We start from the raw sequence: 25051 nt of genomic DNA, 5'->3' as shown, positions 1-25051 counted from the left end.
GTTGCACGCTCCCTTTGGCAGGCTTGCGCACCTCCCCGAAAAGCGCTCTTGTTCTGACTAGGCCCGCTTCTGCAATGGTTAACGACCTATTGATTATTTTGAACCCAATATGCGCGCGCTGTCTCTGTCCTGTAGCGCACCATGACTAGTCGGCCCGAGTTTTCGCCTATCCTCTCGCGGCACGCTATCGAGCGTTGCGCCGCAAGCATCGGATTTGCGCCGCAGTTGCCGCTAAAGGCTTACGAGCGCCTCAAAGCGAAGATGACAGACGCGTTGGTGCTGATGGGATTCACCTCCCAGAAGACACTTCAGATTGGGTTTTCGGTCGGACCTGATGGCTCAATGACTCCGGCGGCGCCAGAGGGCGCTCCGGTCATATTTCTTTCGAACAGCCAGCAGGTTACCCTACAGATCGGCGCCGATGGTGTGGTCTGGACTAGTACTAACTATGTCCGATGGCAGCCATACATTGGGGAATTCGAAAGAATTGTGCTGCCTTTGCTCGCCGACTACTTGGATTTGGTCTCCATTTCCGGTGTCAAGTTAGAGTATTGGGATCGTTTTATTTGGTCGGGCGATTGGGATAGTTTTGACGCGAAGACCCTGATCAAGCCGGGCTCTCGGCTGGTCACGCAAGAAGCGGCCGCGAAGCGAAAGCAGTGGCATTCACACACCGGCTGGTTTGAACAAGAGGGGCCCTTCAGGCGTTTAGTAAACGCAAATGTTGAAGTCTCAGAGATAGTTACCGAGCCGACGATCCCTCCCAGACCGTCTATTGGCATTTACACGATGATAACTGATCAAGCGAATGTCGGAGGTTATGGACCGATCGACACATCAACCTTAGATGGACAGTTCATTGTTGATCGGCTAGAGAACCAACACCTTGCGCTAAAAGACATTCTTGGCCATATCATCGACGATAACATGGCGAATCGCATCGGCTTATTTTCTCGGAATCCAAAGAAATGATCGCCGTCGACGCAAACATCACTTACCAAGCTCAGCCGCTGGACCTCGCGCCGCCGCGTGCCGCCGCTAATCGTACCGGTGGCGACATTGCGGGGCCAAATCGTCGGGCGGGCAACAGGTATGAGGCCCACCTCGTTGGTTCGGTGTCGGAGCAGCCGCGACTCGTCTTGGCCTATCAGCGGAGTGCTTGGTTAACCTCTGTGATCAACGCCACGGCCGAATTCAGAACCGTGAAAAATGGATGGGATGGGGTCGATGCGGAAGCTCCCAAATGGGATTCGCTAGACACAGCAGAGATGTTGGCCGTCTTTTTCAATAACATGGACCAGCATCCGACCTTCGCTGTGGACGCCTTAGGACGGCCGACTTTTTCACTCAATTCAGACGAGCTGTATTTGCATCTCACTGTCGACGGAGCCAATCAGGTCACATGGTTTGCGGAAGTCGCAGGCGTTGAGCATTTTCACGAAAATGTTGCTTTCACCGGGCGCAAACTTCCTAATGAACTCGCGGTTCTGTTTCAACGCACATGAGCCTTGCTGACTGCCGCGCGGTATTCGCTCATCAGCCGGCACATCAAATTGCGAGTCAATTACAGGACGCCACCACAGACCTCTGCGGGTGCGAGCTGTTTCCAATGGCGGATACGTCCCCTGGGCCGGTCGCCGACGTTGAAGCGCTGCATCTAATAGTTAGTGATCCAACCGATCTAGATGCGAACGGACTTCTCAATCCGGCATCGTTGATCCGAATCGACACGAGCGGTCTTAGTGTCCTCCGCGAGAACGCCGGTGATGTTGAGTTTGATCATACTATAACCGAATTGAAAGCACGCTCGGCTGCCGCAAACAAACCTCGTTCATTCTTGGGCGTGTGTATATTTTCTGCTCAGACAGTTCGCCATCAAAATGGTGAACGCCTAGTCGGTGTCTACGACACGGCTTTGCCGATGAAACCCCATCACGCCGACCTAGTCGGACCTTGCCTCCAAAAGATTCAAGGTCTGAGCAACAGCCAACATGAAAAAGCGAAACGTAAACGCATCAAAGAGATCATCAGTCTAGTAGGACGGTGCTTCGATCCCGCGCGGTCTTTCAGGAATGGCACGTTCTTGAAGCATTCCTAAGGCTGTAGCATTTGAGAAACTGGGATAGTGCTCTCAAACCTACGCAGGCGTGACGGGCCGCTACCAATGATCTCCGCATCGCCCCAGCACAGGCGAGACCGTCGCGCGCAGATTGATCGCTGAAAAGGTGCGAGCGTGGCCACCCGCGATCAGCGTGAACGACTTTGTGGCGGCCCCCATGACGCTCAATTCCCAAGTGGCATCATCCTCCAAAACCAAGGAGGTCGAGGAAAGAGCAGTGCCGTGAGAAGGCGGATTGGCCGATTGCGATCCGGTGTCCGATCGGGTTCGCACCTCAACGGATTCGAGCTTACGCCAAGCTGCAACTGGCTCTTTGAGGAAGATTAGAATTTTGCCGAGGCTGTCCGGGTGTAGCGCGCGGCCGTGATCCGTATCGCAGACGACGTTGAGCCGAGCACCGTCTGCCACTACCGCGGCGCTACCATCCTGGGCGGTCGCCCAGTCATCGCAATATCCAGATGTTGAACTGCAAGCGAGAAGCATCGCGGCACAAACGATATATACGCGGCGCATGTGTTACTCAGCCCGTTTGGCGGATGCCCAGCTCACAAAGAACTGCCGATAGATACGCCGGGCTCGGCGCCAAGCCTCGATCTCCGCCGCGAGCTTGCGGATGGTTTGCTGACCCTCACGGGGCGACTGTGAGATCATGTCGCGCAGGAAGTCGGCGGCAAAAGCGTCTCCGCCGTACCGCTCGATCTCGATTGCCAGTTGCTCAATGCGGCGCTCGCGCGCAGCCTTCACGCGGTCCATAGGGATCAGAGTATGACGGCGAGGTAGGGAGTCAAGCGGGAGCCGGCCCCAACTTAAGAAGCAGGGCCGGCTCTAGTTGGATCAGGCGGCTTCTTGCTGAGTTTCCTGCGGAGCCTGCTCGAACAGCTCCGCGGGCATCGGCCTTCCGCGGCGCCACCATTCGCCATAGGCATCGCATCGCGCTAACCTGAATCGTTGCCGCGCAGCGCGTGGTAGGTCCGGTGAGGCGCTACCGAATCGCGGTCCACTCGTCCAATGATGCGTCCGACTTGGTGGCCGGTAAGTTGCTTGTGGCGCATCAATGACCGAGCAACCACGAAGATGGTCTCCAGCTCGGTTTGCACCAAACGATCCATGTTACAGAAGAGCTTATCTTCGTCGATTGGCACATGCTGCCGCGCTTTCTCGATAACCTCCCAATCGCTGTCACTGAGGCACGTCGAGGTACCGAAGGCGTGGAAAGGCAGGCCGTGGGGCGCCGCCGCCATATAGAGCTGGGCACCCCAATATTCGCGAGTCCATGGAGCGAACGGATTGAGGTCTTGCCCAATCGGGAATGAAACCGGCGCCCGCATCCGACATTGCCACCAAACAATGCCGTCATATTCCCCGGGCTCGGGGACAATAGTGACGTAGTCGATTGGAAGGCCGCACCGCCAGCCGATCACCGCGTGCGCGGCTTCATGGAGCGCGATATCCTGAAGCGGCGTCAGAGTGTCGTATCGAAATTGCACGGACCGAGTCATCAGTGCACCCCCTTTCGGGTGGCACGGCGCTTCGCTGGAGCATTGTGATCCACCCGACGAATGACGCGCTCGACTTGCTGACCGGTGATCTGCTTCTTACGCATAAGAGCCCTAGCCACAGCGAAGATGGTTTGAAGCTCAACATGAACCAACCGATCGACGTCAGAGTACAACTCATCTCTGGTGAGCGGTGCGCAAAGCGGAAGTATTCGTTCGATGTGTTCACTATCGCCGTAGCTGAGCCAATCTGATCTGCCGTCGAGGCAGATCAATCCCGCAGGTGCAGCTGCTGTGTACAGCCGAGCGCCCCATTCCTCACGCGTGCACGGAATGTGCGGCAACCAAAGCACATGGCCTACGCACTCATGATCGGGCACGATGGTGACGTAATCGGGGATAAGGCCGAACCGGCAACCGATGACAGTGTGCGCCGCTTCGTGAAGTGCGACTTCGCGCAGCGGCGTCAGATTGTCATCTCGGAATTGCACAGGCCGGGTCATTGGCGCACCGCCTTCTCGGCGCGCTCAACACTCGCTTGCTCCCACTGCTCCAATTCGGAGAGCTTCCAAAAGCGAAGGCGTCCCATAAACACTGGTCGCGGGAATGTCGGATCGTTCTTGAGCCGGCGCTCGATGAACATGTGTGAGCAGCCGCCGTAGCGGTGCTGAACTTGCCGGGTTTTCAGGTACAGATCGGAAGTCGTGGCAGGCATAGCAGGGTCTTCCTCGAAATGAGGTTGACCCACCTGTGTTGCTTCGGGTCTCTCTCGAAACCCAACTCAATCGCCCGCGATCATCGATCGTCGGCCGACGCAACCTTGACCTGTTTCACCAGACGTTCCGATGGGGTTTCGAACGCGACTGGACGGCTTCGTTGTTCCGGAGTCTGCCCCATGGTCTTCGTCTGACCAACCTGAGCCCCCGCCCGTGCTCGGGCAAGCCGGAGTGCTTTATCTTGATCGGGCATCTAGGTCTTGGGCTCGATACCGTCAAGCACCTTAGGAGATCATTTGGGGCCGCTTAGTTAACGCGAGAGCGTTAGAACGTGCTTTTCCCACTTGCGCCAAGCCGCAGCCATCTCGGCTTCGTACTTGTGCTGATCATAGGTTCTGACCAGCCCACCGGGAGGATGGTTGATGCAGCGCTCCGCAATCTCCTCGGAGATGCCGAGCCGTCCTAGGCCCGTCCGGAAGGTACGGCGGAGGTCGTGCAGCTTCCACGGTGCCTTGATCTTCGTCAGCTCGGCATCGAGACGCTTTTTCGCCTTCGAAAAGCCAAACCCACAATTCTCGCCGCTCGGTCCGAACACGTAAGGGCAGTCCTTGATACGCGGGATGGTCTTCAGGACATCGAGTGCGGTTCGGGTGAGGTGAATTTTCAGTTCGATGCCATTCTTGGCGCGCACTGCCGGCAGCGTCCACACGTTGCCTTCGATCTCGGTACGGGACAGGCCGGCTACTTCGTTTCGCCGAGCACCGGTCAACAAAAGTAGCTGGAACATTTTGCCGAACGGGACGGACGAAAGTTTATCGGCATCGATGGCGCCACAGGACCTCCAAAATTCCACAATCTCAGCATCGGTTAAGGCGCGCTTCGGTTTGCGGTCTTTGCGCTTGCTCGCATTGATTTGCTCGATGCCTAGCACTGGTGATTTTGCGATCAGGTCACGCTTCTCGTGAGCCCACCCGAAAAAGCCAGTCATTACGGCAACTGTTTTGTTGCGCGCCTCAAGTCCCCGGGTAAGCGCGGCGTCGGTTATCGGCAAGAGATCGGCCTTGGTGATGGTGCCGATGTCGCGGGAACCGAGCGCGGGCTCAATATGAGCTGCGAAGATGCGCGCATGCTCGGCAATGGTCGTCGGGCGACAATCAACCTCCAGCCGCAACGTCCGATATTGCTTCCAAACTTCGCTCACGGAGCGGCCTTCCGGGGCCTCTGGAGCGGCCTCAGTGACCGGGGCAGGAATAGGCGGCCTGTAGATGACGCCCGCGTGAGCGTCCTTTCTGGCGTCGTTTGCGCGTTCTTTTGCGCGGACCAAGTCGACTTCGGGGAATCGACCCAAAGTGATCTTTTTGGTTTCGCCCCTGACGCGGCCACGATAGACCCACGACTTCACGCCGCTGGGTTGAATGACGAGATACAAGCCGTCCCTAATCGGGACCTCTTGCCTGACATCAGTAGCCTTGAGCTTGCGGACGGCTTCGACCGTCATCGCCTTGGACCTTCGGTCGGCTTCCTCTATCAGTGCCATTGGCTTTCTCGCCGGGGTAACGGGGTAAACAAATCGGCCCGTTACGGAGGGTTATCGACTGGTACTGAAAGTGATCGAGAAGGTGAAGAAATTCAACTGAATCAGGGGCTTGTTGCGCGTCGAAAGTTGCTCATGGTTAGCGAGAGTTATTCCGATCTCCATCATTCGTAATGACGGGGTCGGGGGTTCGAGTCCCTCTTGCGGCACCAGCGCTCGCTTCACTCGATCATTGCGGCCAGCGTCTTCACCGCGGCAGCCAGCTCGCGTGCGCGTCGCGCTTGGCGCCGCTACTAGCATCCCGGGCATCCGCGTCTTCAGTCTCGATTCAAAAACGACAATGGCCGGGACAAGCCCGGCCATGACGCAAATGGGTGAAGCGGTTCGATCCGATTGGTCGCGCTACTGCGAAACCGTCTGAACCACGCTTCCGATCGGACGCGCGCTCGAGGTCGGCACCTTCATCTCTTTCAGCAGCGCTTCGTCATATTCCGGCAGCGATTGGAAGGTGGTCTTGGCCTTGATCTGCACGACCTTGTAGCCGCCGGCCTTCAGGCGCGCGAGCAGCGTCGGCAGCGCTTCGCCGGTGTGCTTCTGGAAGTCGTGCATCAGGATGATGCCCTTGCCGAGCTTGTCGAGCTTGGTCATCACGGTCTCGACGATCTTCTCCGGCGTGGCGCCCTTCCTGAAGTCGAAGGAATCCAGATCGGTCGACCACATCGCGACGTTGCGGGTGCCGAGATAGGTCACCATCGCCGGATTGTGCTGAAGCTGCGGGAAGCGAAAGAACGGCGACGGCTCGGTGCCGAGCGCGAGCTTCACGGCGCTGAACCCCTTCTCGATCTCGTCCTTGGCCTGCTGCTCCGTCAACTTCTTGCTGTTGAGATTGAGGTGCGACCAGGTGTGCGCGCCGACCGTGTGGCCCTGGGCCAGCACCTGGCGCAGGATTTCCGGGTGGTAGGTCGCATGCTTGCCGACCGAGAAGAACAGACCCTTGGTGCATTCTTCCGCGAGCGCCTTCAGCACCGCGGGCGTGTTGACCGGCCAGGGACCATCGTCGAAGGTCAGCACGACCTCCTTGTCGGTGAGGAAGTCGAACTGCTTGAAAGTTTCGAAGCCGAAGCCGGGACCACCGGTGGTGTCGATCTCGACCACGCGAGACACGCCGAGCGCGTTCGGATTGGCGCAGGTCGATTTCTGCTGGACGGGGACGATCGCTGCGGCCGCAGGTGCCGGCGCCGGCGCTGCGGCGGCAGGCTTGCCCGCGAGCGCCGCGGTGGTCTCGACGTCATCCTTGGCGGCGAGCTTCGCCGGCAGTGGATCGGCGGCATGGGCCGCTGTTGTCTTGGGGCCGCCCTGGTCGGCGCGCGAGGAATAGAACAACCAACCTCCGGCGATCACGGCCGCCGCAAGGACACTGGCCAGCATCAGGCCCAACGCATTACGCATCGCTACTCTTTCCAAATACGCAACCAAACCAGCGGAATTTCCCGCGCGACGAGCCATTAATGCGAAGGAACAGTTAACGTGACACCAACACGACAGCGGTTGCGCAGGAATTTCAGCGAGGTGCGCCAAAGTGACCGATGTCACAGTCGCGGTGCGGCACGTGACCGTCATCACAGTGGAAACTGCTTTGCTGGAGCATTGTAGCTCCCATCAACAACGGGCCCGCTTCGGCGGTGCTAATGGGAGCTTCAAATGACAAAGTTCTTCTCGACCAAGTCTTTCTCGACCAAGTCTTTCTCTGCCAAGATCCGCGACACCAGCCTGGCTCTCGGCTTTGCGGCGATCGTCTCGATCGCCTCGACCAGCTCGAGCTTCGCCTTCTCGGCCGAAGCACAGCAGATGTGCACCAGCGATGCCTTCCGCCTTTGCTCGTCGGAGATCCCCAACATCCCGAAGATCACTGCATGCATGGTGCAGCACCGCTCCGACCTGAGCGCCGGCTGCCGCGCGGTGATGGACAAGGATCTCGCCAAGGGCGCCTCACACAAGGTCGCTGACGCCCAGGACGGTCACTAAGACGCGAGCAACCAATTTCCCGTTGAGCTCCCGAGCAATGTGCCCCGGCGTGATGCCGGGGCCATCCGGCGCGCCGCTGCGCCCTGTCAATAAAGCCGTTGCGGCTCCGGCATCGCCGCTCTAGCTTCGCCCGCACATTGCTCCGGGCAAGAGGCATTACGCGATGACCAGATCAGCTTTTCTTTTTCCGTTGCTACTGTTTACAGCCAGCGCCTCCGCGCAGCAGCCCGGTCACGACGCCTGCGCGCGCGATGTCACGCGCTTCTGTCGCGCCGTCATGAACAATGGCGATGGCGCCGTGCTCGCCTGCCTGAAAGAGCATCGCGCCCGCCTGACCAAGGCCTGCGACAAGGTGCTGACGGATCACGGGCAGTAATTGTCATTGTCGTCCCGGCGAAGGCCGGGACCCATACCCCGTGATGCATCGATAAGGCGCGGCGAGCTGTACCGGGCGCGATCGCAACTTCGAGTTTTCGCCAAACTTCCGCTTGTGGCTATGGGTCCCGGCCTTCGCCGGGACGACGGCAGAGTGTTTGACTGCTACGTACTGCTCCCCGCCGCGGTCGCGACCACCGGCAGCACCTCGGCACCCGCACGATCCGGCGTCTCTTCCTTCCAGCGCACCGAGCCGAACGGACGCTCCAGCATGCGGCGGATACGCACGGGATCGGGGCCGATGTGGAAATCGATCGCGCTCTGGTGCAAGGCGCGTTCCGACTGGGTCGAGCGGTTGCGCTGGCGCAGATAATCGAACCAGGTCGGGCAGTGATAGCGCTCGGTCCACAATTCGGGGTCGGCGATGTCGCGCGCGATCGACCAGCCATAGGCGCCGTTGCGCTGCCTGGAGAGCTGCACGTCCTGCATCACGTTGTGGAAGGGGCGCGCGTTCTCCTGGCTGACGCGATATTCGATCTCGACCACCAGCGGCCCGCTGCGTCCGGTCAGCGATAGCTTGACTTCCGGATCGGCCAGCACCTCGGCGTCCTCGTTGCGCGCGCCGACGCGCGGCATCGCCAGCCAGATGCCCAGCAGCGGAGAGATCAGCATCAGTCCGGCCGCCACCAGCAGTGCGACCTCGACGCCGGCGTAATCGGTGAGATGGCCCCAGCCCCAGGCACCGATCGCAATGCCGCCCGAGATCGAAGCCTGGAACGCCGCGAGCGATCGTCCCGCGACCCAGCGCGGCGCCGACAATTGCACGCCGATATTGAACAGCGCGACGGCTGCCATCCAGACCGCGCCGGCCAGCACGAGCGCCGCCGCCGTGAGCACGGGTTCGGTGCTCAAGGCAAGCGCGCCCATCGCGAACGCCATTGAGATCGTGCAGGCGCGGATCGCGGATTCGCCGCTCATGCGCTTGCGCAGCTCGTGGATGTTGAGCGCGCCCACGACGGCGCCCATGCCGAAGGCGCCCAGCATGATGCCGTAGGTCTGCGCGCCGCCATGCAGCAGGTCGCGCGCGACCAGCGGCATCAGCGCCATGACGGCGCCGCCGCACAGGCCCATCACCAGCGTGCGCAACAGCACGATCTTGATCGGCGGCGAATTGGTGATGTAGCGGAAGCCCGAGACCATGGCGCGGTTGAGCTTTTCCCGCGGCAGACGCGAGGGCTCGGTGCTGCGCCGCCACAACAGCAAGACCACCAGCAGCGGCAGATAGAGGATCGCATTGCAGGCGAACGCAGCGACCGCGCCGGCAGAGGCGACGATGACGCCGCCGATCGCCGGACCAAAACTGCGGGCGATGTTGTAACTGATGCCGTTCAAGGCCACCGCCGAGGGCAGCGCATCCGGCGGCACCTGCTCGCTGACCGAGGATTGCCAGGCAGGCCCAAACAGCGCGTTGCCGCTGCCGACGATGAAGCAGAATGCCAGCAGCGTTCCCGGGCTGATGAGCTGGAACCAGGCGAGCAGCGTCAGCGCGGTCGCGCCGGTCAGCGCGATCGACAGCGCGATCAGCGTGACGATGCGGCGATCGTACATATCGGCGATGGCGCCCGCAGGCATCGAGATCAGCATGATCGGCAGCATCAATGCGGTCTGCACCAGCGCCACCTTGTCGGCGGAAGCCGCCATCTGTGTCATCGCCCAGGCCGCGCCCACGCCCTGGATCAGCAGGCCCAGATTGGACAGCAGGCTGGCGAGCCAGATGCGCCGGAATATCGTGTACTGCAAAGGCGCGGTGATGCCCTCGGCGGTCACTTTCTGGCGTTTCGGCTGCTCGGTCATATCCCCTTCCAAATCGTCCGGCAGAAATGGCTTAAATGATTCCGGCGCCTGCAGTGATGCCTGCGAAAGTCCTTCTCTGTCCAGTGGTTAGGCCGCTATAAGCGGTGCAAAGACGTGGTTTTACCGGTGAGGAACAGATGAAGCTATCACGACGGACGATCCTGCAAGGTGCAGGTGGCCTGGCTTTCGCGGTTGCGAACTTCCGGATGGATGCACGGGCGCAAACGTCGTCCGCGGCCGGAGGGTCCGAGGTGCCGCCCATCCTGTTCGTCCACGGCAACGGCGACTACGACGCGCTCTGGATCACGACGCTTTGGCGGATGGAATCCAACGGCATTGCGCATGATCGCATGATGGCGATCAACTTCACCAATCCGAACGCACGCACCGACGATACGGTCGAGCAGGCCGACCGTTCGTCCACCGAGGACCAGCGCCGTGAGCTGGCCGCCGCCATCGCCGAATTGAAGCGCCGCACCGGTGTGGCGCGTGTGGCGCTGGTCGGCAATTCGCGCGGCGGCTACGCCATCCGCAACGTCGTCAAGAACGGCGGCGGAGGCGATGTCAGCCACGCGGTCGTGTGCGGCACGCCCAATCACGGGGTCTTCGCGTTCGATGATCTGCTCGGCAGCGAGTTCAACGGACGCGGCGCCTTCTTGCGCGGCCTGAACGAGGGCGACAGCGAGGTGACGCCGGGCACGGCTTTCCTCACCATACGCAGCGACGGCATGGACAAATACGCGCAGTCCGACGGTCGCTTCTTGGGCAAGCCCGGCGTGCCGACCGGCATCACCGCCGAGGGGCCCGAACTGAAGGGCGCGACCAATCTCGTGCTCGGCGCGATCGACCATCGCGAGACGGCGTATCACCCGCGCGCCTTCCGCGAGATCTACAAATTCATCGCCGGCCGCGAGCCATCGCGCATTGCGATCGTGCCGGAACGGAGCGTCCGCCTCAGCGGATTGGTCACGGGCACGCCGGGCGGCGTGCCGACCAATCGCCCGGTCGCGGGCGCAACGGTCGAGGTATTCCAGGTTGATCGCGAAACCGGCGAGCGCAAGGGCGATGCGGTCTACCGCTCGACCACCGCGGCCGATGGCCGCTGGGGGCCGGCCGAGGTCGAGCCCACCTCGCCGCTCGAAATCGTCCTGACCTCGCCGGACGCGCCGACGACGCACCTCTATCGCTCGCCGTTCCCCCGCTCCTCTGACGTCGTGCATTTACGTGCCGCGCGCCCGTTCGGGCCGGCGGACAAGGATGCCGGATCGGTCATGATCATGTCGCGTCCGCGGGGCTATTTCGGCCTGCCGCGCGACACCGTTCTGTTCGACGGCCATGAGCCCGCCGACGTCAAGTCGGGCGTGCCCACGGATTCGACAGCAACCCTGCGCTTTCCGGCCAGCGAGGTCGGGCGTAGCGTCGTGGCCCAATTCAACGAAGAACGAATTGTGGCACGCGCCTGGCCTGCCTCCGAGAACAGGATTGCGATTGCCGAGCTGACTTATTAGCTGTTGAGCTGCAAGCCTTGACTGCGAAGCTAGCTGCGGGAGAGAGCCATGAACATCGCCAGCGTGCGTCGGCCCATCGTTCCTCCCAGCCCGCCGCGCGCACCCGACGACATGTCGTTCTTCGGCCGTCTGGCGGTGATCAGGCAGAACATGATCGCGACCTGGGGCCAGCGCGCCTATGAGGAAGAGATCATCCAGGGCCGCTTCTTCCTGCACAAGAGCTTCATTCTGAACCGCCCGGACGCGATCCGGCATGTCCTGCTCAGCAATTACGAGAACTACACGCGCACGCCCGCCGGCATCCGCATGCTGCGCCCCGTGCTCGGCGAAGGTCTCCTGATCGCGGAGGGCCACGCCTGGACGTTTCAGCGGCGGACGCTGGCGCCCGCCTTCACGCCGCGTGCCACCGCAAACCTGGTCCCGCACATGACGGCGGTGCTCGACGAGACCATTGCGAAACTCGACGCGCAAACCGGCGAGGCCGTCGATCTGCGCGAGATCATGCAGCGCATGACGCTCGAGATCGCCGGACGCACGATGTTCTCCTTCGGCATGGACCGGCACGGCCCGACTCTGCGCAACTTCGTCACGGAATATGGCGAGCGCCTGGGCCGGCCCTATTTCCTCGACATGCTGCTGCCGGTGTCCTGGCCGACCCCGATGGATCGTGCCCGTGCCCGCTTTCGCAAGCGCTGGACCGACTTTGTCGCGATGCTGATCGCCGAGCGGCGTGCGGCCGGCAAGAAGGACGGCGCGCCGCCGCAGGATCTGTTCGATCTCATGGACCAGGCGCGCGACCCTGAAACCGGCAAGGGTTTTTCCGACGCGCAGCTCGTCGACGAGGTCGCGACCATGATTCTCGCCGGTCACGAGACCACGGCAACCGCGTTGTTCTGGGCGCTGTATCTGCTCGCGCTCGATCCGGACACGCAGGAGGAGGTCGCCGCCGAGACGCGCGGCGAACACCTCGACAGCATGGCCGACATCGATCGCCAAAAATTCACCCGCGCCGTGATCGACGAGACCATGCGGCTCTATCCGCCGGCGTTCCTGATCGCCCGGGCCGCGCGCGACAAGGACAATGTGGCCGGCATTGCCGTCGGCAAGGGCGACATCATCATGATCGCGCCGTGGCTGCTGCACCGGCACGAGAAATTGTGGGATCAGCCGAACGCGTTCATTCCAAAACGCTTCATGTCGACGGAGGCGCCGGACCGCTTCGCCTATCTGCCGTTCGGTGCGGGCCCGCGCGTCTGCATCGGCGCGCCGTTTGCGCAAGCCGAATCGGTCCTGGCCCTGGCCCGGCTGATCGGCGCGTTCCGCGTCGAGCTGGTCGATGCCAATCCGGTCATTCCATGTGGCGTCGTCACGACCCAGCCGGACCACTCACCCATGTTCCGCATCACGCGTCGGTGACAGGCGATCGTCTGGCCAACGGCGTGATCCATCCTAGATAGAGTTACGCCATGAGCGACATCCAGGCCCAGCTTTCCGTTCTGAAGCAGACCGCCGACGCCGAGGTGGTCAACGCGATCCATCGCCTCATCGAGGACGGTGAGGATCACGAGCTCAACCGCGTCAACGTTCTCGACTTCTCCAGGCAGCACAATCTCGACGAAGAGCGGGCGATCTCCGCTTTCCTGCATTCGGCCCGGCTCGGGCTGTTCGATCTCGGCTGGAACGTGCTGTGTCCGGGCTGCGGCGGCGTGCTTGGGGCGCATTCGACCCTGAAGGCACTCAAGCCCGATGACTATCATTGTGCGCTGTGCGCCTGCGGTTACAAGGCATCCGTCGACGACCAGGTCGAGGTCTCCTTCACGGTGAATCCGCGCGTGCGGCGCATCGCGGCGCACGACCCCAACTCGCTTCCGGTGTGGGACTATTTCAAGCAGGTGTTCTGGAGTTCCGGCGTCGACTTCAACAAGGACTCGTTTGCGACGCTCGCCAACGAGGTGACGCTGGATACGTTCGAGCTGCCGGCCGGCGAGAAGGCGACCATGTCGCTGCAACTGCCGAACGACTTCATCATCATCTTCGAGCCGGTGACGCACGCGGCCCATTTCATCGACGTCCAGGGCGAACCGACCAAGGACCGCCAGCAGCTCGCCATCATGTACAACAGGGTTCAGGCTCCGACCGGGACCACGACCTTGCGGCCGGGCCCGCTGCGGCTGTCGCTGGAGAACCAGGCCGGCGTGCGCGTGCTGCCGGCGGTGTTCATCGCGGCCGAGGCACTTCATCACCTGATCGGCAAGCGCAAGCCGTTCCTTACCGCCAAGCGCATGCTGTCGAACCAGACCTTTCGCGATGTCTTCAAGGCGGACAATCTCAGTCTCGACCAGCGCCTCCAGATCACCTCGCTGACCTTCCTGTTCACGGACCTCAAAGGCTCGACCGCGCTCTACGAGCGGGTCGGCGATCTTGCCGCCTTCGATCTCGTGCGCGCGCATTTCCATGCGCTGCTCGAGATCATCTCGTCCGAGAAGGGCGCGGTGGTGAAGACGATCGGCGATGCCGTGATGGCGACCTTTGTCCGTCCCGAGCATGCGATCGTCGCCGGCCTGCGGATGCGCGCGGCGATGGACGAGCTCAACAAGAAGCGTGGTACCGCCGATCTCATCGTCAAGATCGGCATCCATGAAGGCCCGTGCCTCGCGGTGATGCTCAACGAGCGGCAGGATTATTTCGGCCAGACCGTCAATATCGCGGCGCGCGTGCAGAGCCTGTCCACGGCGCGGGAGATCCACATCACGAGCCCGGTGCTGGATGAGCCCGCGGTTGCGGAAATCCTCAAGCAGCGCGAGATCACGCCGATCCAGAAACAGGCGGCGCTGCGTGGCATCGCCGACAAGATGGTGGTGTACGAGATACCGTAAGGGGATGGGGCGATGCCGCAACATTCTCCGTCCTTGCAAGGAGCCCTTGCGACGGAGCAATCCAGACGGTCACTGCGGAGAGATTCTGGATTGCTTCGCTCCGCTCGCAATGACGGCAGTGGGAGGTTCGCGCCAAATCCCGCCGTCGAGCGCGGCAACCAATCTGCCCAGATTGCCGAAACGTAATGCACGCGCGGAACTGACGCACGTTGCGCTATCTGAGTTTCCCGCTCATATAATGGCTTGTAGCGGCCGCGCCTCAGGCGGCTTCATCGATTTCGGTAGGATCCTATGCTCGACGGCCTGCGCCAGTTCATCGCCGAGATCGTTGCCCCTCATGCCGGGGATCGCAGCTTCGGTGAAAGCGATTATCGGCTGGCCGCCACGGCGCTGCTGGTTCACGTGATTTCGCTGGACGGGCAGCCGACGCCGGCCGAGCAACGCAAGCTGCACAGCCTGATCGAGAGCCATTTCGGGCTCGATCGCGGCACCGCCGACCGGCTGATCGCGGACGCGACCCAGGTCGAGGGCGAAGCGGTCGACCTCTATCACTTCACCAGCGTCATCATGCGCTCGCTCGACGAACAGGGTCGCAAGCGCATCGTCCAGATGATGTGGGAGCTGGTCTATGCCGACGGCCAGGTCACGGAGTTCGAGGACAACGTCGTCTGGCGCGCCTCCGACCTGCTCGGAATCGCCCAGCGCGACCGGATCGATCTCAAGCACGCGGTCGCGGACCGCATCGGCGGTCAGGTCAAGGACGGCGCCATCAGCGGCTGATCACGCCCGACACGGCCCATTGCCGGTTGTGCTGACCACATGACGAAACTTTAATGTAGCGCTCGCGCGCTTGGCTTTCCGGATTCCCCTGTAAATCCGCAGTTTTTCCCGCTCTCCCCTTTGCCCGCTCAGGCGGCCATGCTGCCAGCGCCGCTTGCCTGTTCCGCGCGGCCTATGCTCTCGTTCCAGCCATTACGGGGCCAAAAAACTTCAATTCAAGAGACTTCGATCGTGACTGAGCGGGTAACGTTGATCACCGGTGCGTCGGCGGGCATAGGTACGGAGCTGGCGCGTGTGTTCGCCGCGAATGGACACCGTCTCGCGCTGACGGCGCGACGGGCGGACCGGCTGGAGGCGCTTGCGAGCGAGCTCGCCGGCAAGGGCGGCAAGAAGCCGATCGTGATCGCGTGCGATCTTCAGGACGCGGACGCCTGCGAAAAGATCGCGGCAGCGCTCGTCGCGGAAGGCGTCGAGCTCGACCATCTCGTCAATAATGCAGGCTTCGGCGTGTTCGGCGATGCAATCGAGCGCGACCGCGCCGAGCAGGTCGGCATCGTCGATGTCAACGTCCGGGCCCTGACGGATCTGTCGCTGCGTTTCGCCGATCAACTCATCAGGAACAAGGGCGGCCTGCTCAATGTCGGATCGGTCGCCGGCTTTCTGCCAGGACCCGGCATGGCGGTTTACTACGCCTCCAAGGCCTATGTGATCTCCTTCACCGAGGCGCTGCGGGCGGAGCTCGCGCCGCACGGCGTTCGCGTCACCGTGCTTTGCCCGGGTCCAGTGCCGACCGAATTCCAGGCGCGCGCTGGCGTTGGCTCCGGACACGATACCGCCGTCCTCAATGTTTCTGCCGCCGATGTTGCGCGCGAGGCCTATCGTGGGCTGATGGCAAACAAACGGGCAGTGCTGCCTGGTCTTGGCATCAAGCTTGTGCCGTTCGCGTTGCGGTTATTCCCGCGCGGCTTCATCCTGTCAGCCACAAGTTGGTTTCAGAGGCAAAGGCACTAAAGAAAGCCCGCGCGCCGGCATTGGCCCGGAGCTTGCTTTCCGTATCGGGAAGCTTGTGTGCGCGAACTCACACGAAATTAACCTTCGCTTAGTTATGCTGGCGGTCTGAACCGATAGCGCTTTGGCGAGAGCGCTTGGCGAGAGCAACTGGAAAGGCAATGTCGTTCCGGACGGACAGGTTTGGTGGCGCAGAATTGGTGCCCTTTCCCCAGCGAAGGGCCCTCGGCGCATCGGCTGCGAGTCCTGAAGCCCGGCTGCCGGTCCTCATCGTCCTGCACCAGGAATCCTCGACGCCCGGCCGCGTCGGCAATGCGTTGCGCGCGCTCGGCCATCGCCTCGACATCCGCAGGCCGCGCTTCGGCGATCCCCTGCCCGACACGCTCGAGCGGCACGCCGGCGCCGTCGTTTTCGGCGGCCCAATGAGCGCCAACGATTCCGACGACTACATCCGCCGCGAGATCGACTGGATCGACATTCCGCTCCGCGAGCAGCGGCCGTTCCTCGGCATCTGCCTTGGCGCGCAAATGCTCGCGATGCAGCTTGGCGCCCGCGTCGCGCCGCATCCGGCCGCGCTGACCCAGATCGGCTACTACCCGATCCGCCCGACCGCGGCGGGCCGTACGCTCTGCCCGAACTGGCCGGCGCAGGTCTATCACTGGCATCGGGAGGGATTTGGGCTGCCGGTCGGCGCGGAGCTGCTTGCGGAAGGCGATGATTTTCCGGTGCAGGCGTTTCGGTCCGGCAATGCCTTTGGCGTCCAGTTTCATCCCGACGTGACCTACGCGATGATGCATTGCTGGACCACGCGCGGCTATGACGGCTTCAGCGCGCCCGGCGCACGGCAGCGGCATCATCATTTCGCGGACCGCGCCGTCTATGACGTAGCAGAACGCGCCTGGCTCGATCATTTCGTCGATGGCTGGCTGTCGCGCCGGCCGGTGCTGGCGCAAGCCGCCGAGTGATCGCGTCTTCGCGTAAGCCCTTGCCTCGTCCCTGAATATGCTAGGCTTGCCGCCAACGAGCGCGCGCGAACACGCCGGCAAACAGGGAGAGCGCCATGGAATATGAACACATTCTCTATGACGTCGGCGACAAGATCGCGACCATCACGCTCAATCGTCCCGAACGCATGAATGCGTGGACGCCGGTGATGGAGCGCGACGTACGCCATGCGATGGAAGCGTCAAGCAAGAACGATGATGTCCGCGTCATCGTGCTCACCGGCGCGGGCCGCGCCTTCTGCGCCGGCGCCGACATGGATGCGCTGAAGGGGCTCGATCCAAACGACATCAGGCGCGCCTCGAACCTGCCGCCGTTCGACATGAACAGGCGGCCGGACTGGCAGACGCGCTATGGCTTCTATCCGTCGATCGGAAAGCCGGTCATCGCGATGCTCAACGGCGCGACCGCCGGCATCGGTCTCGTGCATGCGCTCTATTGCGATTTGCGCTTTGCCGCTGATAACACCGTGTTCACGACCGCCTTCGCACGGCGCGGACTTATCGCCGAGCATGGAATCTCCTGGATGCTGCCGCATATCGTCGGCCATGCCAATGCGATGGATTTGCTGCTCTCGGCCCGGCGCGTGGGAAGCGAGGAGGCGTTGCGGATCGGGCTCGTGAACCGGCTCTGTGCGCCGGAGAAACTTCGCGAGGAGACCTATGCCTATGCGCGCGATCTCGCCGATTTCGTCTCGCCGAGCGCGATGGCCGTGATCAAGCGGCAGCTCTATGAGGTGCCGTTCCAGACGCTCAGCGAGGCCACCATCGAGGCCAATCGCGAGATGCTGGTCGCGCTCAACGGCAGTGATTTCCGGGAGGGCGTGGCAAGCTTCTTGGAAAAGCGGCCGCCGAGGTTTACGGGGAGGTAGGGGGAGAAATTCGGATGGAGCCCGCCGTCGCCCTGCGGGCTATGGCGGGGCAGCCTTCGCTCCCTTCGCTATGAGGGAGCTTGGCTGGCTTGCCTAGCCGAAGCTCGCGAAGCGAGCGAAGGCTGGTGGAGCCAGGCGGGATCGAACCGCCGACCTCGTCATTGCGAACGACGCGCTCTCCCAGCTGAGCTATGGCCCCGTAGTAGGCCGCTCTGGTAATGCGGCCGACAACCGGGCGCCATTTAAGTCCCCGCCAAGGTCAAGTCAAGGACGGGCGTAAGGGGGTTTTAGCCATCCCGGCGCCGACTTCCCTTGTTTGGGCTGGGGGGAACCGGTATCTAGCCATGACCATCCCACGGCACAGGCCCAGAGAGTGTTTCGCTGATGCGCCCGATCGTCTTCATCCTGATCCAGATCATCAATCTGTACATTTACCTGCTGATCGCATCGGCGATTCTGTCCTGGTTGATCGCGTTCAACGTCGTGAATACCCGCAACCAGTTCGTCGGAGCGATCGCGGAATTTCTCTATCGGATCACCGAACCGGTGCTCGGCCCTATCAGGCGCCGGCTGCCCAGCATGGGCGGCCTCGACATGTCTCCGATCGTCGCGTTTTTCGTGCTTTGGCTGATCCAGCTCTATCTCGCCGAGTACGTTTATCCCAACGTGCCCTAGACCCGCGGAACCGTGACGGAGCGTTGATGGAGCGGTGACCGATCCTTGACTGATCCTTGGCGCACCTCCACCACGGGCCTCAGCATTGCGTTGCGGGTGACGCCGCGCGGCGGGCGTGACGGCATCGACGGGATCGAGCAGCTCTCCGACGGCCGCAGCGTCCTGAAGGTGCGCGTGCGCGCGATCGCTGATGGCGGCGAGGCCAATCGCGCGGTGCTGGCGCTGTTGGCGAAATCGCTCGGCGTGCCCAAGGCCAGCGTCAGTCTCCTGTCCGGGGCGACGTCACGGCTGAAGCAGATCGCGGTCGAGGGCGATCCGGCGCGGCTTTCCGAAGCGTTGCGCCAGCTCGCTGAAGCCAAATCGAAGGCATAGGGAACTGACATGACGGCCAAGATCATCGATGGAAAAGTCATCGCCGCTGAGCTTCGCGCCCGCGTCGGCGACGACGTCGCCCGCGTCAAGCGTAACCACAATCTGGTCCCGGGGCTCGCCGTGGTCCTGGTCGGCAGCGATCCCGCCTCTGAGGTCTATGTCCGCTCCAAGCACACGCAGACCCAAGCCGCCGGCATGGCCTCGTTCGAGCACAAGCTGCCCGCCGACGTCTCGCAGGCAGATCTGCTGGCGCTGGTGGCAAAACTCAACCGCGATCCCGCCGTGCACGGCATCCTGGTGCAGCTGCCCCTGCCCAAGGGCCTCGACACCGAAGCCGTGGTCAATGCCATCAATCCGGCCAAGGATGTCGACGGCCTGCATCCCAATAATGCCGGGCGGCTCGCCGGCGGGTTCGAGGCGCTGTCGCCCTGCACGCCACTCGGCTGCATCATCCTGACCAAGAGCGTGCATGCCTCGCTCGAAGGCATGAACGCGATCGTCATCGGCCGCTCCAATCTGGTCGGCCGCCCGCTGGTCCAGTTGTTGTTGAACGAGAACGCGACGGTGACCATCGCGCATTCGCGCTCACGCGATTTGCCCGGGCTCGTCAAGCAGGCCGATCTCGTTTATGCGGCGGTTGGCAGGCCGGAGATGGTGCGCGGCCACTGGCTCAAGCCGGGCGCGACCGTGATCGACGTCGGCATCAGCCGTATTCCAAGGGATGACGGCAAGACGCGACTCGTCGGCGACGTCGCCTTTCAGGAAGCGCTTGAGGTCGCTGGCGCGATCACGCCGGTGCCGGGCGGGGTCGGCCAGATGACGGTCGCCTGCCTGCTCGTGAACACGCTGCGCGCGGCCTGCGCGATCGCAGGCCTGCCGAAGCCGGCGGTGTAGTTCACCTCGCCCCGCTTGCGGCAGCCATCGCATATGAGGCTGATTTCTCTGTGGCCATCCTTCGAGACGCCCGCCTTTGGCGGGCCCTCAGGATGAGGACCGAGTGTGCGGCAGCAGTTTCAACGGGCTCCGACTGCCGCTTAGCCTCATCCTGAGGAGACCGCGGAGCGGTCGTCTCGAAGGACGAGGCGCGCGTTCAGGTCGGCCAATGGCGATATGCGATGGCCCTGCGATTTGCAGGGAGAGGTACCGTCATCGGCTCCGGGCTACGGAAAACTCATGCCTTCTTTTTCTCGCGCTCGACGCCTTCGAGGATCAGCTTGTGGGCATCTTCCGGGCCGCCCCAGCGCAATATCTTCACCCACTTGCCGGGTTCGAGATCCTTGTAGTGCTCGAAGAAATGCTGGATCTGCTGCAGCGTGATGTCGGGCAGGTCGGAATAGGTCTTCACCTTGTCGTAGCGCTGCGTCAGCTTTGACGACGGCACCGCCAGAATCTTCTCGTCGCCGCCGGCTTCGTCTTCCATGAACAGCACGCCGACCGGACGCACGCTCATGACGGCACCCGGGATGATGGCGCGGGTGTTGACGATCAGGACGTCGCAGGGGTCGCCGTCATCCGACAGCGTGTGCGGGATGAAACCGTAATTACCGGGGTAACGCATCGGCGTGTAGAGAAAGCGGTCGACCACCAGCGTGCCGGCCTCCTTGTCCATCTCGTATTTGATCGGCTCGCCGCCCACCGGCACCTCGATGATGACGTTCACTTCGTGTGGCGTGTTTTTTCCGATCGAGACCGCATCGATACGCATTCAAGAGGCTCCGTTGTTGCCGAGGTTAAATCGCGCCCGGCAGCGATTTTGGCATTGTCATACGCGGGCTTGGCCCGCCACTCCATCGCGTTTTTGTGAAATAATGAATCCAGCGATCACCGGCTCAAGAGGCAACGGTATCGACGGAATGGAAGCGCTGCCGGTTAAGCTTTCAGCAGCTCAATTGGTCCAGGCGAAGGCAACCTTGTCGAGCGATTTCGGCCCGAATCGCTCCGAGGAGCGCGCCACCATCCGGCCACCCAGCGCCCGGTAGAACTCGGTCGCCGGGTCGTTGTCCGAGAGCGCCCATACCACCATGCTCTTGAGATTGCTCTGCATGAGGTCGCGGCGGGCGGCGGTAAACAGGCGACGGCCGAAGCCGAGGCCCTGGAATTCCGGACGCAGGTAAAGCTCGTAGATCTCGCCGTCGAAGTGCAGGCTGCGGGCGCGGTTGCGGCCGTAATTGGCGTAGCCCGCGATCTTGTCGCCGAACACCAGCACGCTGACGCGGCTGCCCTTGCGGATCGCGCTGTCCCACCACTGCGGACCGCGGCGGTTGATCAGCTTCTCCAGCTCGGCGCCGGGAATGATGCCCTGATAGGCCGAGCGCCATGCTTCGTCATGGGTGGACGCCACTGCAGTTGCATCTGCAGCTTTGGCCGGCCGGACCTCGATCAGGGTTGTGCTCATGGATGCGATCAAACCAAGTCGCCGCGCCGGCGGCAAGACCTATCGTTAATTATCGGTTAAGCTGTGGACTTTCTGCATCAGTATTTTAACCATGTTGTACCGAAAGAAGACAAGCGGCTGCCTTGAACGGCAATGGTGTGATGTACGCCGGTGCAAAACTGCGATGCGGCAACGAATGAACGGCCACGGCACCGCAGAAAGCCCGTCCAGAATGATTCGTTCCTACCAGTCTGACTGCGTCCCCCTGTTCGCTTTCGGCAATTGATGCGGCTCCTCAACATCCTCGCCCTCCTGCCTCTGCTATCCCTGTTGGCGGCGCCGCCGCTGCGCGCCCAGGTCACGTTCGGGCCATCGGGAGAGGAAGGCGAGCCGTTCCGGCGACAACAATGGCTTGTACCATCCCCGGATACCGACATTGCCGCGCATGCGCTGCTGTTTCGCCCCGCCGGCACCGGTCCGTTTCGGCTCGCGGTGATCGCGCACGCAACGACACAGAACGTGTTGCGTCGTGCACAAATGCCGCAGCCGGAATACCGCGCGCTCGTCGCGTTTCTCGTCGCGCGCGGTTTCGCCGTGCTGGTGCCCGAGCGGCTCGGCCATGGCGCGACCGGCGGGCGCTATGTGGAGGACCAGGGCGGCTGTGACGAGGCTGATTACGCCCGCTCCGGCCGCGCCACCGCCGCGGAAATTTCGTTCGCGCTGGACTATCTGCGGAAGCAGGATTTTGTCCGCAGAGACGCCGCGGTCGTGCTCGGACACTCCGCAGGCGGCTGGGGTGCGCTGGCACTCGCGAATGCCGATCCGAAGGCGATCTCCGCGATCATTGCCTTCGCACCGGGGCGCGGCGGCCACGCCAACGATGAAGCGAACCGGATCTGTGCGCCGCATACGCTGCTTGCGGCCGCGGCCGAATTCGGCAAAGCCGCGCGCGTTCCCGTCACATGGCTGGTCGCGGACAATGACAGCTATTTTGCGCCGGCGTTCTCGCGAAGTCTGGCGGACGCATTTCGTAGCGGCGGTGGAAAGGTCGATTTCCGCGCGTTGCCCGCGGTGGGCAGCGAGGGCCACTGGATGATCGAGACCGAGGCCGGCGTCAAAGCCGCAAGCCTGGAGCTCGACCGCGCGCTGAAGCCGCCGCTGGCGAAGAAGCCATGACACTGTATTTCCTGGTCAAATATCTGCATGTGCTCGGTGCCATCGTCATCCTCGGTACCGGAAGCGGCATCGCCTTCTTCATGCTGATGGCGCATCGCAGTCACGATGCGGAGTTCATCGCGCGCACGGCTTCGGTGGTGGTGATCGCCGATGCGATCTTCACGGTATCGGCTGTGCTCGTGCAGCCGATCACGGGCGGTTTGCTGATGATGCTCTCGGCCACGCCGATCACGGAGCGATGGCTGCTGGCCTCGCTCGCGCTCTTTGTGATCGCAGGCCTGTTCTGGGTGCCCGTCGTCTTCATGCAGATCGAGATGCGCGATCTCGCGCGCAACGCGGCCGAGCAGCACGTCGCGCTGCCGGAGCGTTACTTCGTCCTGTTCCGCCGCTGGTTCGCGTTCGGCTTCCCCGGATTCGGCGCGACGATGCTGATCCTCTGGCTGATGATCGCGAAACCGATCTGAGAGACGTGATGAACCAGCGCACCATTCTCGTGCTCGGCGCCTCCGGCCTGATCGGTCGCTTCATCACGGACGATTTGCGCACGCGGGGCTTTCGTGTGGTCGGTCTCGCACGCCGCTTGTCGCCGGCGCAGAAGATGACCGCGCTTGATCTCGAGCTGCCGATTCTCTCGCTCGATGCGGCCACGCTGACCCGCCTGTTGCGGGAGCACGCAGTGGATATCGTCGTGAACTGCCTCGGCGTGCTTCAGGATGGGCCGGGCAGCGACACCAACGCCGTGCATCGCGATTTCGTCGCACGCCTGCTCAAGGCATTGAGCGATAGCGGACGGGCAATCCGGCTGGTGCACATCTCGATTCCCGGAACCGCACAGGACGATCGCACCGCATTCGCGACGACCAAGCGCGAGGCCGAGCGGCTGATCGCCGCCTCCCGCATTCCCCACGCCATCCTGCGCCCCGGCTTCGTGATCGCGCCATCGGCCTATGGCGGCAGCGCCATGCTGCGCGCGATCGCCGCTTTTCCGCTCGACCTGCCGACTGCCGAAATGGCGACGCCGTTCCAGCCTGTTGCGGTCGAGGACATCGCTGCCACCATTGCCTGGCTCGTCGCGCGCGACATCGACGATCTATCCGTGAAAGCCGTGAGCTGGGACCTGATGCAGTCCGAACCAATGACGATGGCCGGCGTCGTCAAGCAGTTCCGGTGTGCGTTCGGCACCGCCGGCTGGCCGCGCGTCGCGATGCCATCCTTCATGCTCGATCTCGGCGCGAAAATCGGCGACGTCGCCAGCTCTCTCGGCTGGATGCCGCCAATGCGCTCCACCGCGATCGCCGAGCTGCGCCGCGGCGTGACGGGCGATCCCTCGACGTGGATCGCAGCCACCGGCATTGCCCCAAAGACGCTGGCTGAAGCAGTTGGGCGTCATCCCGCTTCCATCCAGGACAAATGGTTCGCACGGCTGTTCCTGATCAAGGCATTGATCATCGCGAGCCTGGTGGCGTTCTGGCTCGTTTCAGGCTTTATCGCGCTGGTCGTCTCCTATCGCGCCGCCGCCGGCATTTTGAGCGCGCACGGCTTTCCGCCGGCACTGGTCGATCCCATCACCATTGGCACCAGCCTGATGGACATGGGCATTGGCGTCCTGATCGCTTTTCGTCGTACGGCAGCCATCGGCCTGGTCGCGGGCATCGTCGCATCGCTCGCCTATATGGCCGGCGCGGCGATCCTGGCCCCCGACCTCTGGATCGAGCCGCTCGGCGCGCTGGTGAAGACAGGGCCGGCGATCGTGCTGATGCTCGTGGCATTGCTCATGCTGGATAACCGCTGATGCCCAAATGGCCCGATGACGATGTGATCCTGTTCGACGGCGTCTGTATCTTCTGCTCGCGTTGGGTGCGGTTCATTGCCAAGCGCGACACGGCGAAGCGATTTCGATTCACGCCGATCCAGTCGGACTATGGAGCGCGGTTGGCGCGCACGTTCGGCATCGATCCCAATGATCCCGATACCAATGCAGTGGTTCACCGCGGAGAGGCGTTCTTGCAGTCGGACGCTGCGCTGACGGTGCTGTCGCATCTGCCGGGATGGAGTTGGACACGCGCGCTACTTGCTGTGCCGAAGCCGTTGCGCAACGCGGTGTACGGCCTCATCGCGCGCAACCGCTATCGCATCTTCGGCAAGTACGATGCGTGCTTTGTGCCGGATGCGGATCTGCGGGCGAGGGTGATTGAGTAACCCGAGTAGCCCGTTATTGCGGGAAGCTCGTCATTGCGAGCGCAGCGAAGCAATCCAGACTGCCGCCGCGGAAAGACCCTGGATTGCTTCG

Annotated in this window: 29 protein-coding genes and 1 tRNA gene; 19 read left to right on the top strand and 11 right to left on the bottom strand. The window is 62.5% G+C overall.

The window, feature by feature from the left end:
* Positions 1-141: 141 nt before the first annotated feature.
* From AB8Z38_RS22895 to AB8Z38_RS22885, 3 genes are read left to right on the top strand one after another with little or no spacing between them, the layout of a single operon-like run.
* Positions 142-972 carry a TIGR04255 family protein gene (locus AB8Z38_RS22895; RefSeq protein ID WP_369720059.1) on the top strand — a complete coding sequence of 277 codons (831 nt, stop codon included), beginning with the start codon at positions 142-144 and terminating at the stop codon, positions 970-972.
* Positions 969-1505 (top strand): hypothetical protein, encoded by a 537-nt coding sequence (locus tag AB8Z38_RS22890; RefSeq protein ID WP_369720058.1) that lies wholly within the window; start codon positions 969-971, stop codon positions 1503-1505. Before AB8Z38_RS22895 ends, AB8Z38_RS22890 begins: the two co-directional genes overlap by 4 nt.
* A complete protein-coding gene (locus AB8Z38_RS22885; RefSeq protein ID WP_369720057.1) occupies positions 1502-2098 on the top strand; it encodes a hypothetical protein in 597 nt (198 codons plus the stop codon). Before AB8Z38_RS22890 ends, AB8Z38_RS22885 begins: the two co-directional genes overlap by 4 nt.
* Before the next feature lie 60 nt (positions 2099-2158).
* Here AB8Z38_RS22885 and AB8Z38_RS22880 read toward each other — a convergent pair whose 3' ends face one another.
* The 7 genes from AB8Z38_RS22880 to AB8Z38_RS22850 form a co-directional block, all read right to left on the bottom strand.
* Positions 2159-2632, bottom strand: a complete 474-nt coding sequence (locus AB8Z38_RS22880; RefSeq protein ID WP_369720056.1) for a hypothetical protein — start codon at positions 2630-2632, stop codon at positions 2159-2161.
* A gap of 3 nt (positions 2633-2635) precedes the next feature.
* Positions 2636-2872 (bottom strand): hypothetical protein, encoded by a 237-nt coding sequence (locus AB8Z38_RS22875; RefSeq protein ID WP_369720055.1) that lies wholly within the window; start codon positions 2870-2872, stop codon positions 2636-2638.
* A 182-nt stretch (positions 2873-3054) separates the two neighbouring features.
* The gene (locus AB8Z38_RS22870) at positions 3055-3618 is read right to left on the bottom strand and encodes a hypothetical protein (RefSeq protein ID WP_369720054.1); all 564 of its coding nucleotides are present in this window, start codon (positions 3616-3618) and stop codon (positions 3055-3057) included.
* Positions 3618-4118: a hypothetical protein gene (locus AB8Z38_RS22865; RefSeq protein WP_369720053.1), complete on the bottom strand. Its 501-nt coding sequence runs from the start codon at positions 4116-4118 to the stop codon at positions 3618-3620. The genes AB8Z38_RS22870 and AB8Z38_RS22865 overlap by 1 nt, the downstream gene beginning before the upstream one ends.
* The gene (locus AB8Z38_RS22860; protein WP_369720052.1) at positions 4115-4330 is read right to left on the bottom strand and encodes a helix-turn-helix transcriptional regulator; all 216 of its coding nucleotides are present in this window, start codon (positions 4328-4330) and stop codon (positions 4115-4117) included. The genes AB8Z38_RS22865 and AB8Z38_RS22860 overlap by 4 nt, the downstream gene beginning before the upstream one ends.
* A 311-nt stretch (positions 4331-4641) precedes the next feature.
* A complete protein-coding gene (locus tag AB8Z38_RS22855; protein ID WP_369720051.1) occupies positions 4642-5868 on the bottom strand; it encodes a tyrosine-type recombinase/integrase in 1227 nt (408 codons plus the stop codon).
* A 399-nt stretch (positions 5869-6267) separates the two neighbouring features.
* Positions 6268-7314: a polysaccharide deacetylase family protein gene (locus tag AB8Z38_RS22850; RefSeq protein WP_369720050.1), complete on the bottom strand. Its 1047-nt coding sequence runs from the start codon at positions 7312-7314 to the stop codon at positions 6268-6270.
* Positions 7315-7566: 252 nt separating this feature from the next.
* Between AB8Z38_RS22850 and AB8Z38_RS22845 the strand changes: the two genes are divergently transcribed.
* Both AB8Z38_RS22845 and AB8Z38_RS22840 read left to right on the top strand, forming a co-directional pair.
* Positions 7567-7890, top strand: a complete 324-nt coding sequence (locus AB8Z38_RS22845; RefSeq protein WP_369720048.1) for a hypothetical protein — start codon at positions 7567-7569, stop codon at positions 7888-7890.
* Between the two features lie 163 nt (positions 7891-8053).
* On the top strand, positions 8054-8266 hold the full coding sequence (locus AB8Z38_RS22840; protein WP_369720047.1) for a cysteine rich repeat-containing protein: 213 nt from the start codon (positions 8054-8056) through the stop codon (positions 8264-8266).
* Positions 8267-8430: 164 nt separating this feature from the next.
* Here AB8Z38_RS22840 and AB8Z38_RS22835 read toward each other — a convergent pair whose 3' ends face one another.
* A complete protein-coding gene (locus AB8Z38_RS22835) occupies positions 8431-10119 on the bottom strand; it encodes an MFS transporter (protein ID WP_369720046.1) in 1689 nt (562 codons plus the stop codon).
* Positions 10120-10256: 137 nt separating this feature from the next.
* On the opposite strand from AB8Z38_RS22835, the gene AB8Z38_RS22830 reads away from it, so the two are divergent.
* From AB8Z38_RS22830 to AB8Z38_RS22800, 7 genes are all read left to right on the top strand, one after another.
* A complete protein-coding gene (locus tag AB8Z38_RS22830; RefSeq protein WP_369720045.1) occupies positions 10257-11627 on the top strand; it encodes a hydrolase in 1371 nt (456 codons plus the stop codon).
* 48 nt (positions 11628-11675) lie between these two features.
* Positions 11676-13043: a cytochrome P450 gene (locus AB8Z38_RS22825; RefSeq protein WP_369720044.1), complete on the top strand. Its 1368-nt coding sequence runs from the start codon at positions 11676-11678 to the stop codon at positions 13041-13043.
* Positions 13044-13093: 50 nt separating this feature from the next.
* Positions 13094-14503 carry an adenylate/guanylate cyclase domain-containing protein gene (locus tag AB8Z38_RS22820; protein ID WP_369720043.1) on the top strand — a complete coding sequence of 470 codons (1410 nt, stop codon included), beginning with the start codon at positions 13094-13096 and terminating at the stop codon, positions 14501-14503.
* Between the two features lie 291 nt (positions 14504-14794).
* Entirely contained in the window at positions 14795-15283 is a 489-nt protein-coding gene (locus AB8Z38_RS22815; RefSeq protein ID WP_369720042.1) for a TerB family tellurite resistance protein, read from the top strand.
* Between the two features lie 231 nt (positions 15284-15514).
* Complete coding sequence (locus tag AB8Z38_RS22810) at positions 15515-16294, top strand: SDR family NAD(P)-dependent oxidoreductase (protein WP_369720041.1); 780 nt, start codon at positions 15515-15517, stop codon at positions 16292-16294.
* A gap of 158 nt (positions 16295-16452) precedes the next feature.
* Complete coding sequence (locus AB8Z38_RS22805; RefSeq protein WP_369720040.1) at positions 16453-17256, top strand: glutamine amidotransferase; 804 nt, start codon at positions 16453-16455, stop codon at positions 17254-17256.
* Between the two features lie 95 nt (positions 17257-17351).
* Positions 17352-18164 (top strand): enoyl-CoA hydratase, encoded by an 813-nt coding sequence (locus AB8Z38_RS22800; RefSeq protein WP_369720039.1) that lies wholly within the window; start codon positions 17352-17354, stop codon positions 18162-18164.
* A 123-nt stretch (positions 18165-18287) separates the two neighbouring features.
* Here the strand turns inward: AB8Z38_RS22800 and AB8Z38_RS22795 are convergent.
* Positions 18288-18363 (bottom strand) — tRNA-Ala (locus AB8Z38_RS22795).
* 185 nt (positions 18364-18548) lie between these two features.
* On the opposite strand from AB8Z38_RS22795, the gene AB8Z38_RS22790 reads away from it, so the two are divergent.
* Genes AB8Z38_RS22790 through folD form a run of 3 tightly spaced genes read left to right on the top strand, consistent with a single transcriptional unit; the run spans position 18549 to position 20105 of the window.
* The gene (locus AB8Z38_RS22790; RefSeq protein ID WP_092232626.1) at positions 18549-18839 is read left to right on the top strand and encodes a YggT family protein; all 291 of its coding nucleotides are present in this window, start codon (positions 18549-18551) and stop codon (positions 18837-18839) included.
* Positions 18840-18884: 45 nt separating this feature from the next.
* Positions 18885-19211: a DUF167 domain-containing protein gene (locus AB8Z38_RS22785; protein WP_369720038.1), complete on the top strand. Its 327-nt coding sequence runs from the start codon at positions 18885-18887 to the stop codon at positions 19209-19211.
* A 9-nt stretch (positions 19212-19220) separates the two neighbouring features.
* Positions 19221-20105 carry a bifunctional methylenetetrahydrofolate dehydrogenase/methenyltetrahydrofolate cyclohydrolase FolD gene (folD, locus tag AB8Z38_RS22780; RefSeq protein WP_369720037.1) on the top strand — a complete coding sequence of 295 codons (885 nt, stop codon included), beginning with the start codon at positions 19221-19223 and terminating at the stop codon, positions 20103-20105.
* Positions 20106-20382: 277 nt separating this feature from the next.
* Here folD and ppa read toward each other — a convergent pair whose 3' ends face one another.
* On the bottom strand, positions 20383-20916 hold the full coding sequence (gene ppa / locus AB8Z38_RS22775; protein WP_369720036.1) for an inorganic diphosphatase: 534 nt from the start codon (positions 20914-20916) through the stop codon (positions 20383-20385).
* A gap of 180 nt (positions 20917-21096) precedes the next feature.
* Positions 21097-21606 carry a GNAT family N-acetyltransferase gene (locus AB8Z38_RS22770; protein ID WP_027533231.1) on the bottom strand — a complete coding sequence of 170 codons (510 nt, stop codon included), beginning with the start codon at positions 21604-21606 and terminating at the stop codon, positions 21097-21099.
* A 264-nt stretch (positions 21607-21870) separates the two neighbouring features.
* Between AB8Z38_RS22770 and AB8Z38_RS22765 the strand changes: the two genes are divergently transcribed.
* Genes AB8Z38_RS22765 through AB8Z38_RS22750 form a run of 4 tightly spaced genes read left to right on the top strand, consistent with a single transcriptional unit; the run spans position 21871 to position 24960 of the window.
* A complete protein-coding gene (locus tag AB8Z38_RS22765) occupies positions 21871-22761 on the top strand; it encodes an alpha/beta hydrolase family protein (RefSeq protein WP_369720035.1) in 891 nt (296 codons plus the stop codon).
* Positions 22758-23225, top strand: a complete 468-nt coding sequence (locus AB8Z38_RS22760; protein WP_369720034.1) for a DUF2269 family protein — start codon at positions 22758-22760, stop codon at positions 23223-23225. Before AB8Z38_RS22765 ends, AB8Z38_RS22760 begins: the two co-directional genes overlap by 4 nt.
* Before the next feature lie 8 nt (positions 23226-23233).
* A complete protein-coding gene (locus tag AB8Z38_RS22755; RefSeq protein WP_369720033.1) occupies positions 23234-24553 on the top strand; it encodes an SDR family oxidoreductase in 1320 nt (439 codons plus the stop codon).
* Positions 24553-24960 (top strand): thiol-disulfide oxidoreductase DCC family protein, encoded by a 408-nt coding sequence (locus AB8Z38_RS22750; protein ID WP_369720032.1) that lies wholly within the window; start codon positions 24553-24555, stop codon positions 24958-24960. The genes AB8Z38_RS22755 and AB8Z38_RS22750 overlap by 1 nt, the downstream gene beginning before the upstream one ends.
* Positions 24961-25051 lie beyond the last annotated feature (91 nt).

The organism is Bradyrhizobium sp. LLZ17, assembly GCF_041200145.1.
In the GTDB taxonomy this organism is placed as follows: domain Bacteria; phylum Pseudomonadota; class Alphaproteobacteria; order Rhizobiales; family Xanthobacteraceae; genus Bradyrhizobium.
Note: the sequence above shows the minus strand (reverse complement) of the source record. Positions and strands in the feature narration are given on the sequence as shown.

What these genes read in the sequence shown, in the direction of transcription:
- AB8Z38_RS22765 (WP_369720035.1), top strand. Translation starts at nt 21,871, where the DNA reads ATGCGGCTCCTCAACATCCTCGCCCTCCTGCCTCTGCTATCCCTGTTG.
- AB8Z38_RS22805 (WP_369720040.1), top strand. Translation starts at nt 16,453, where the DNA reads ATGTCGTTCCGGACGGACAGGTTTGGTGGCGCAGAATTGGTGCCCTTT.
- AB8Z38_RS22880 (WP_369720056.1), bottom strand. Translation starts at nt 2,632, where the DNA reads ATGCGCCGCGTATATATCGTTTGTGCCGCGATGCTTCTCGCTTGCAGT.
- AB8Z38_RS22760 (WP_369720034.1), top strand. Translation starts at nt 22,758, where the DNA reads ATGACACTGTATTTCCTGGTCAAATATCTGCATGTGCTCGGTGCCATC.
- AB8Z38_RS22835 (WP_369720046.1), bottom strand. Translation starts at nt 10,119, where the DNA reads ATGACCGAGCAGCCGAAACGCCAGAAAGTGACCGCCGAGGGCATCACC.
- AB8Z38_RS22755 (WP_369720033.1), top strand. Translation starts at nt 23,234, where the DNA reads ATGAACCAGCGCACCATTCTCGTGCTCGGCGCCTCCGGCCTGATCGGT.
- AB8Z38_RS22855 (WP_369720051.1), bottom strand. Translation starts at nt 5,868, where the DNA reads ATGGCACTGATAGAGGAAGCCGACCGAAGGTCCAAGGCGATGACGGTC.
- AB8Z38_RS22860 (WP_369720052.1), bottom strand. Translation starts at nt 4,330, where the DNA reads ATGCCTGCCACGACTTCCGATCTGTACCTGAAAACCCGGCAAGTTCAG.
- AB8Z38_RS22895 (WP_369720059.1), top strand. Translation starts at nt 142, where the DNA reads ATGACTAGTCGGCCCGAGTTTTCGCCTATCCTCTCGCGGCACGCTATC.
- AB8Z38_RS22885 (WP_369720057.1), top strand. Translation starts at nt 1,502, where the DNA reads ATGAGCCTTGCTGACTGCCGCGCGGTATTCGCTCATCAGCCGGCACAT.
- AB8Z38_RS22865 (WP_369720053.1), bottom strand. Translation starts at nt 4,118, where the DNA reads ATGACCCGGCCTGTGCAATTCCGAGATGACAATCTGACGCCGCTGCGC.
- AB8Z38_RS22840 (WP_369720047.1), top strand. Translation starts at nt 8,054, where the DNA reads ATGACCAGATCAGCTTTTCTTTTTCCGTTGCTACTGTTTACAGCCAGC.
- AB8Z38_RS22870 (WP_369720054.1), bottom strand. Translation starts at nt 3,618, where the DNA reads ATGACTCGGTCCGTGCAATTTCGATACGACACTCTGACGCCGCTTCAG.
- AB8Z38_RS22825 (WP_369720044.1), top strand. Translation starts at nt 11,676, where the DNA reads ATGAACATCGCCAGCGTGCGTCGGCCCATCGTTCCTCCCAGCCCGCCG.
- AB8Z38_RS22820 (WP_369720043.1), top strand. Translation starts at nt 13,094, where the DNA reads ATGAGCGACATCCAGGCCCAGCTTTCCGTTCTGAAGCAGACCGCCGAC.
- AB8Z38_RS22850 (WP_369720050.1), bottom strand. Translation starts at nt 7,314, where the DNA reads ATGCGTAATGCGTTGGGCCTGATGCTGGCCAGTGTCCTTGCGGCGGCC.
- AB8Z38_RS22790 (WP_092232626.1), top strand. Translation starts at nt 18,549, where the DNA reads ATGCGCCCGATCGTCTTCATCCTGATCCAGATCATCAATCTGTACATT.
- AB8Z38_RS22875 (WP_369720055.1), bottom strand. Translation starts at nt 2,872, where the DNA reads ATGGACCGCGTGAAGGCTGCGCGCGAGCGCCGCATTGAGCAACTGGCA.
- AB8Z38_RS22830 (WP_369720045.1), top strand. Translation starts at nt 10,257, where the DNA reads ATGAAGCTATCACGACGGACGATCCTGCAAGGTGCAGGTGGCCTGGCT.
- AB8Z38_RS22800 (WP_369720039.1), top strand. Translation starts at nt 17,352, where the DNA reads ATGGAATATGAACACATTCTCTATGACGTCGGCGACAAGATCGCGACC.
- AB8Z38_RS22750 (WP_369720032.1), top strand. Translation starts at nt 24,553, where the DNA reads ATGCCCAAATGGCCCGATGACGATGTGATCCTGTTCGACGGCGTCTGT.
- folD (WP_369720037.1), top strand. Translation starts at nt 19,221, where the DNA reads ATGACGGCCAAGATCATCGATGGAAAAGTCATCGCCGCTGAGCTTCGC.
- AB8Z38_RS22770 (WP_027533231.1), bottom strand. Translation starts at nt 21,606, where the DNA reads ATGAGCACAACCCTGATCGAGGTCCGGCCGGCCAAAGCTGCAGATGCA.
- AB8Z38_RS22815 (WP_369720042.1), top strand. Translation starts at nt 14,795, where the DNA reads ATGCTCGACGGCCTGCGCCAGTTCATCGCCGAGATCGTTGCCCCTCAT.
- AB8Z38_RS22890 (WP_369720058.1), top strand. Translation starts at nt 969, where the DNA reads ATGATCGCCGTCGACGCAAACATCACTTACCAAGCTCAGCCGCTGGAC.
- AB8Z38_RS22845 (WP_369720048.1), top strand. Translation starts at nt 7,567, where the DNA reads ATGACAAAGTTCTTCTCGACCAAGTCTTTCTCGACCAAGTCTTTCTCT.
- ppa (WP_369720036.1), bottom strand. Translation starts at nt 20,916, where the DNA reads ATGCGTATCGATGCGGTCTCGATCGGAAAAAACACGCCACACGAAGTG.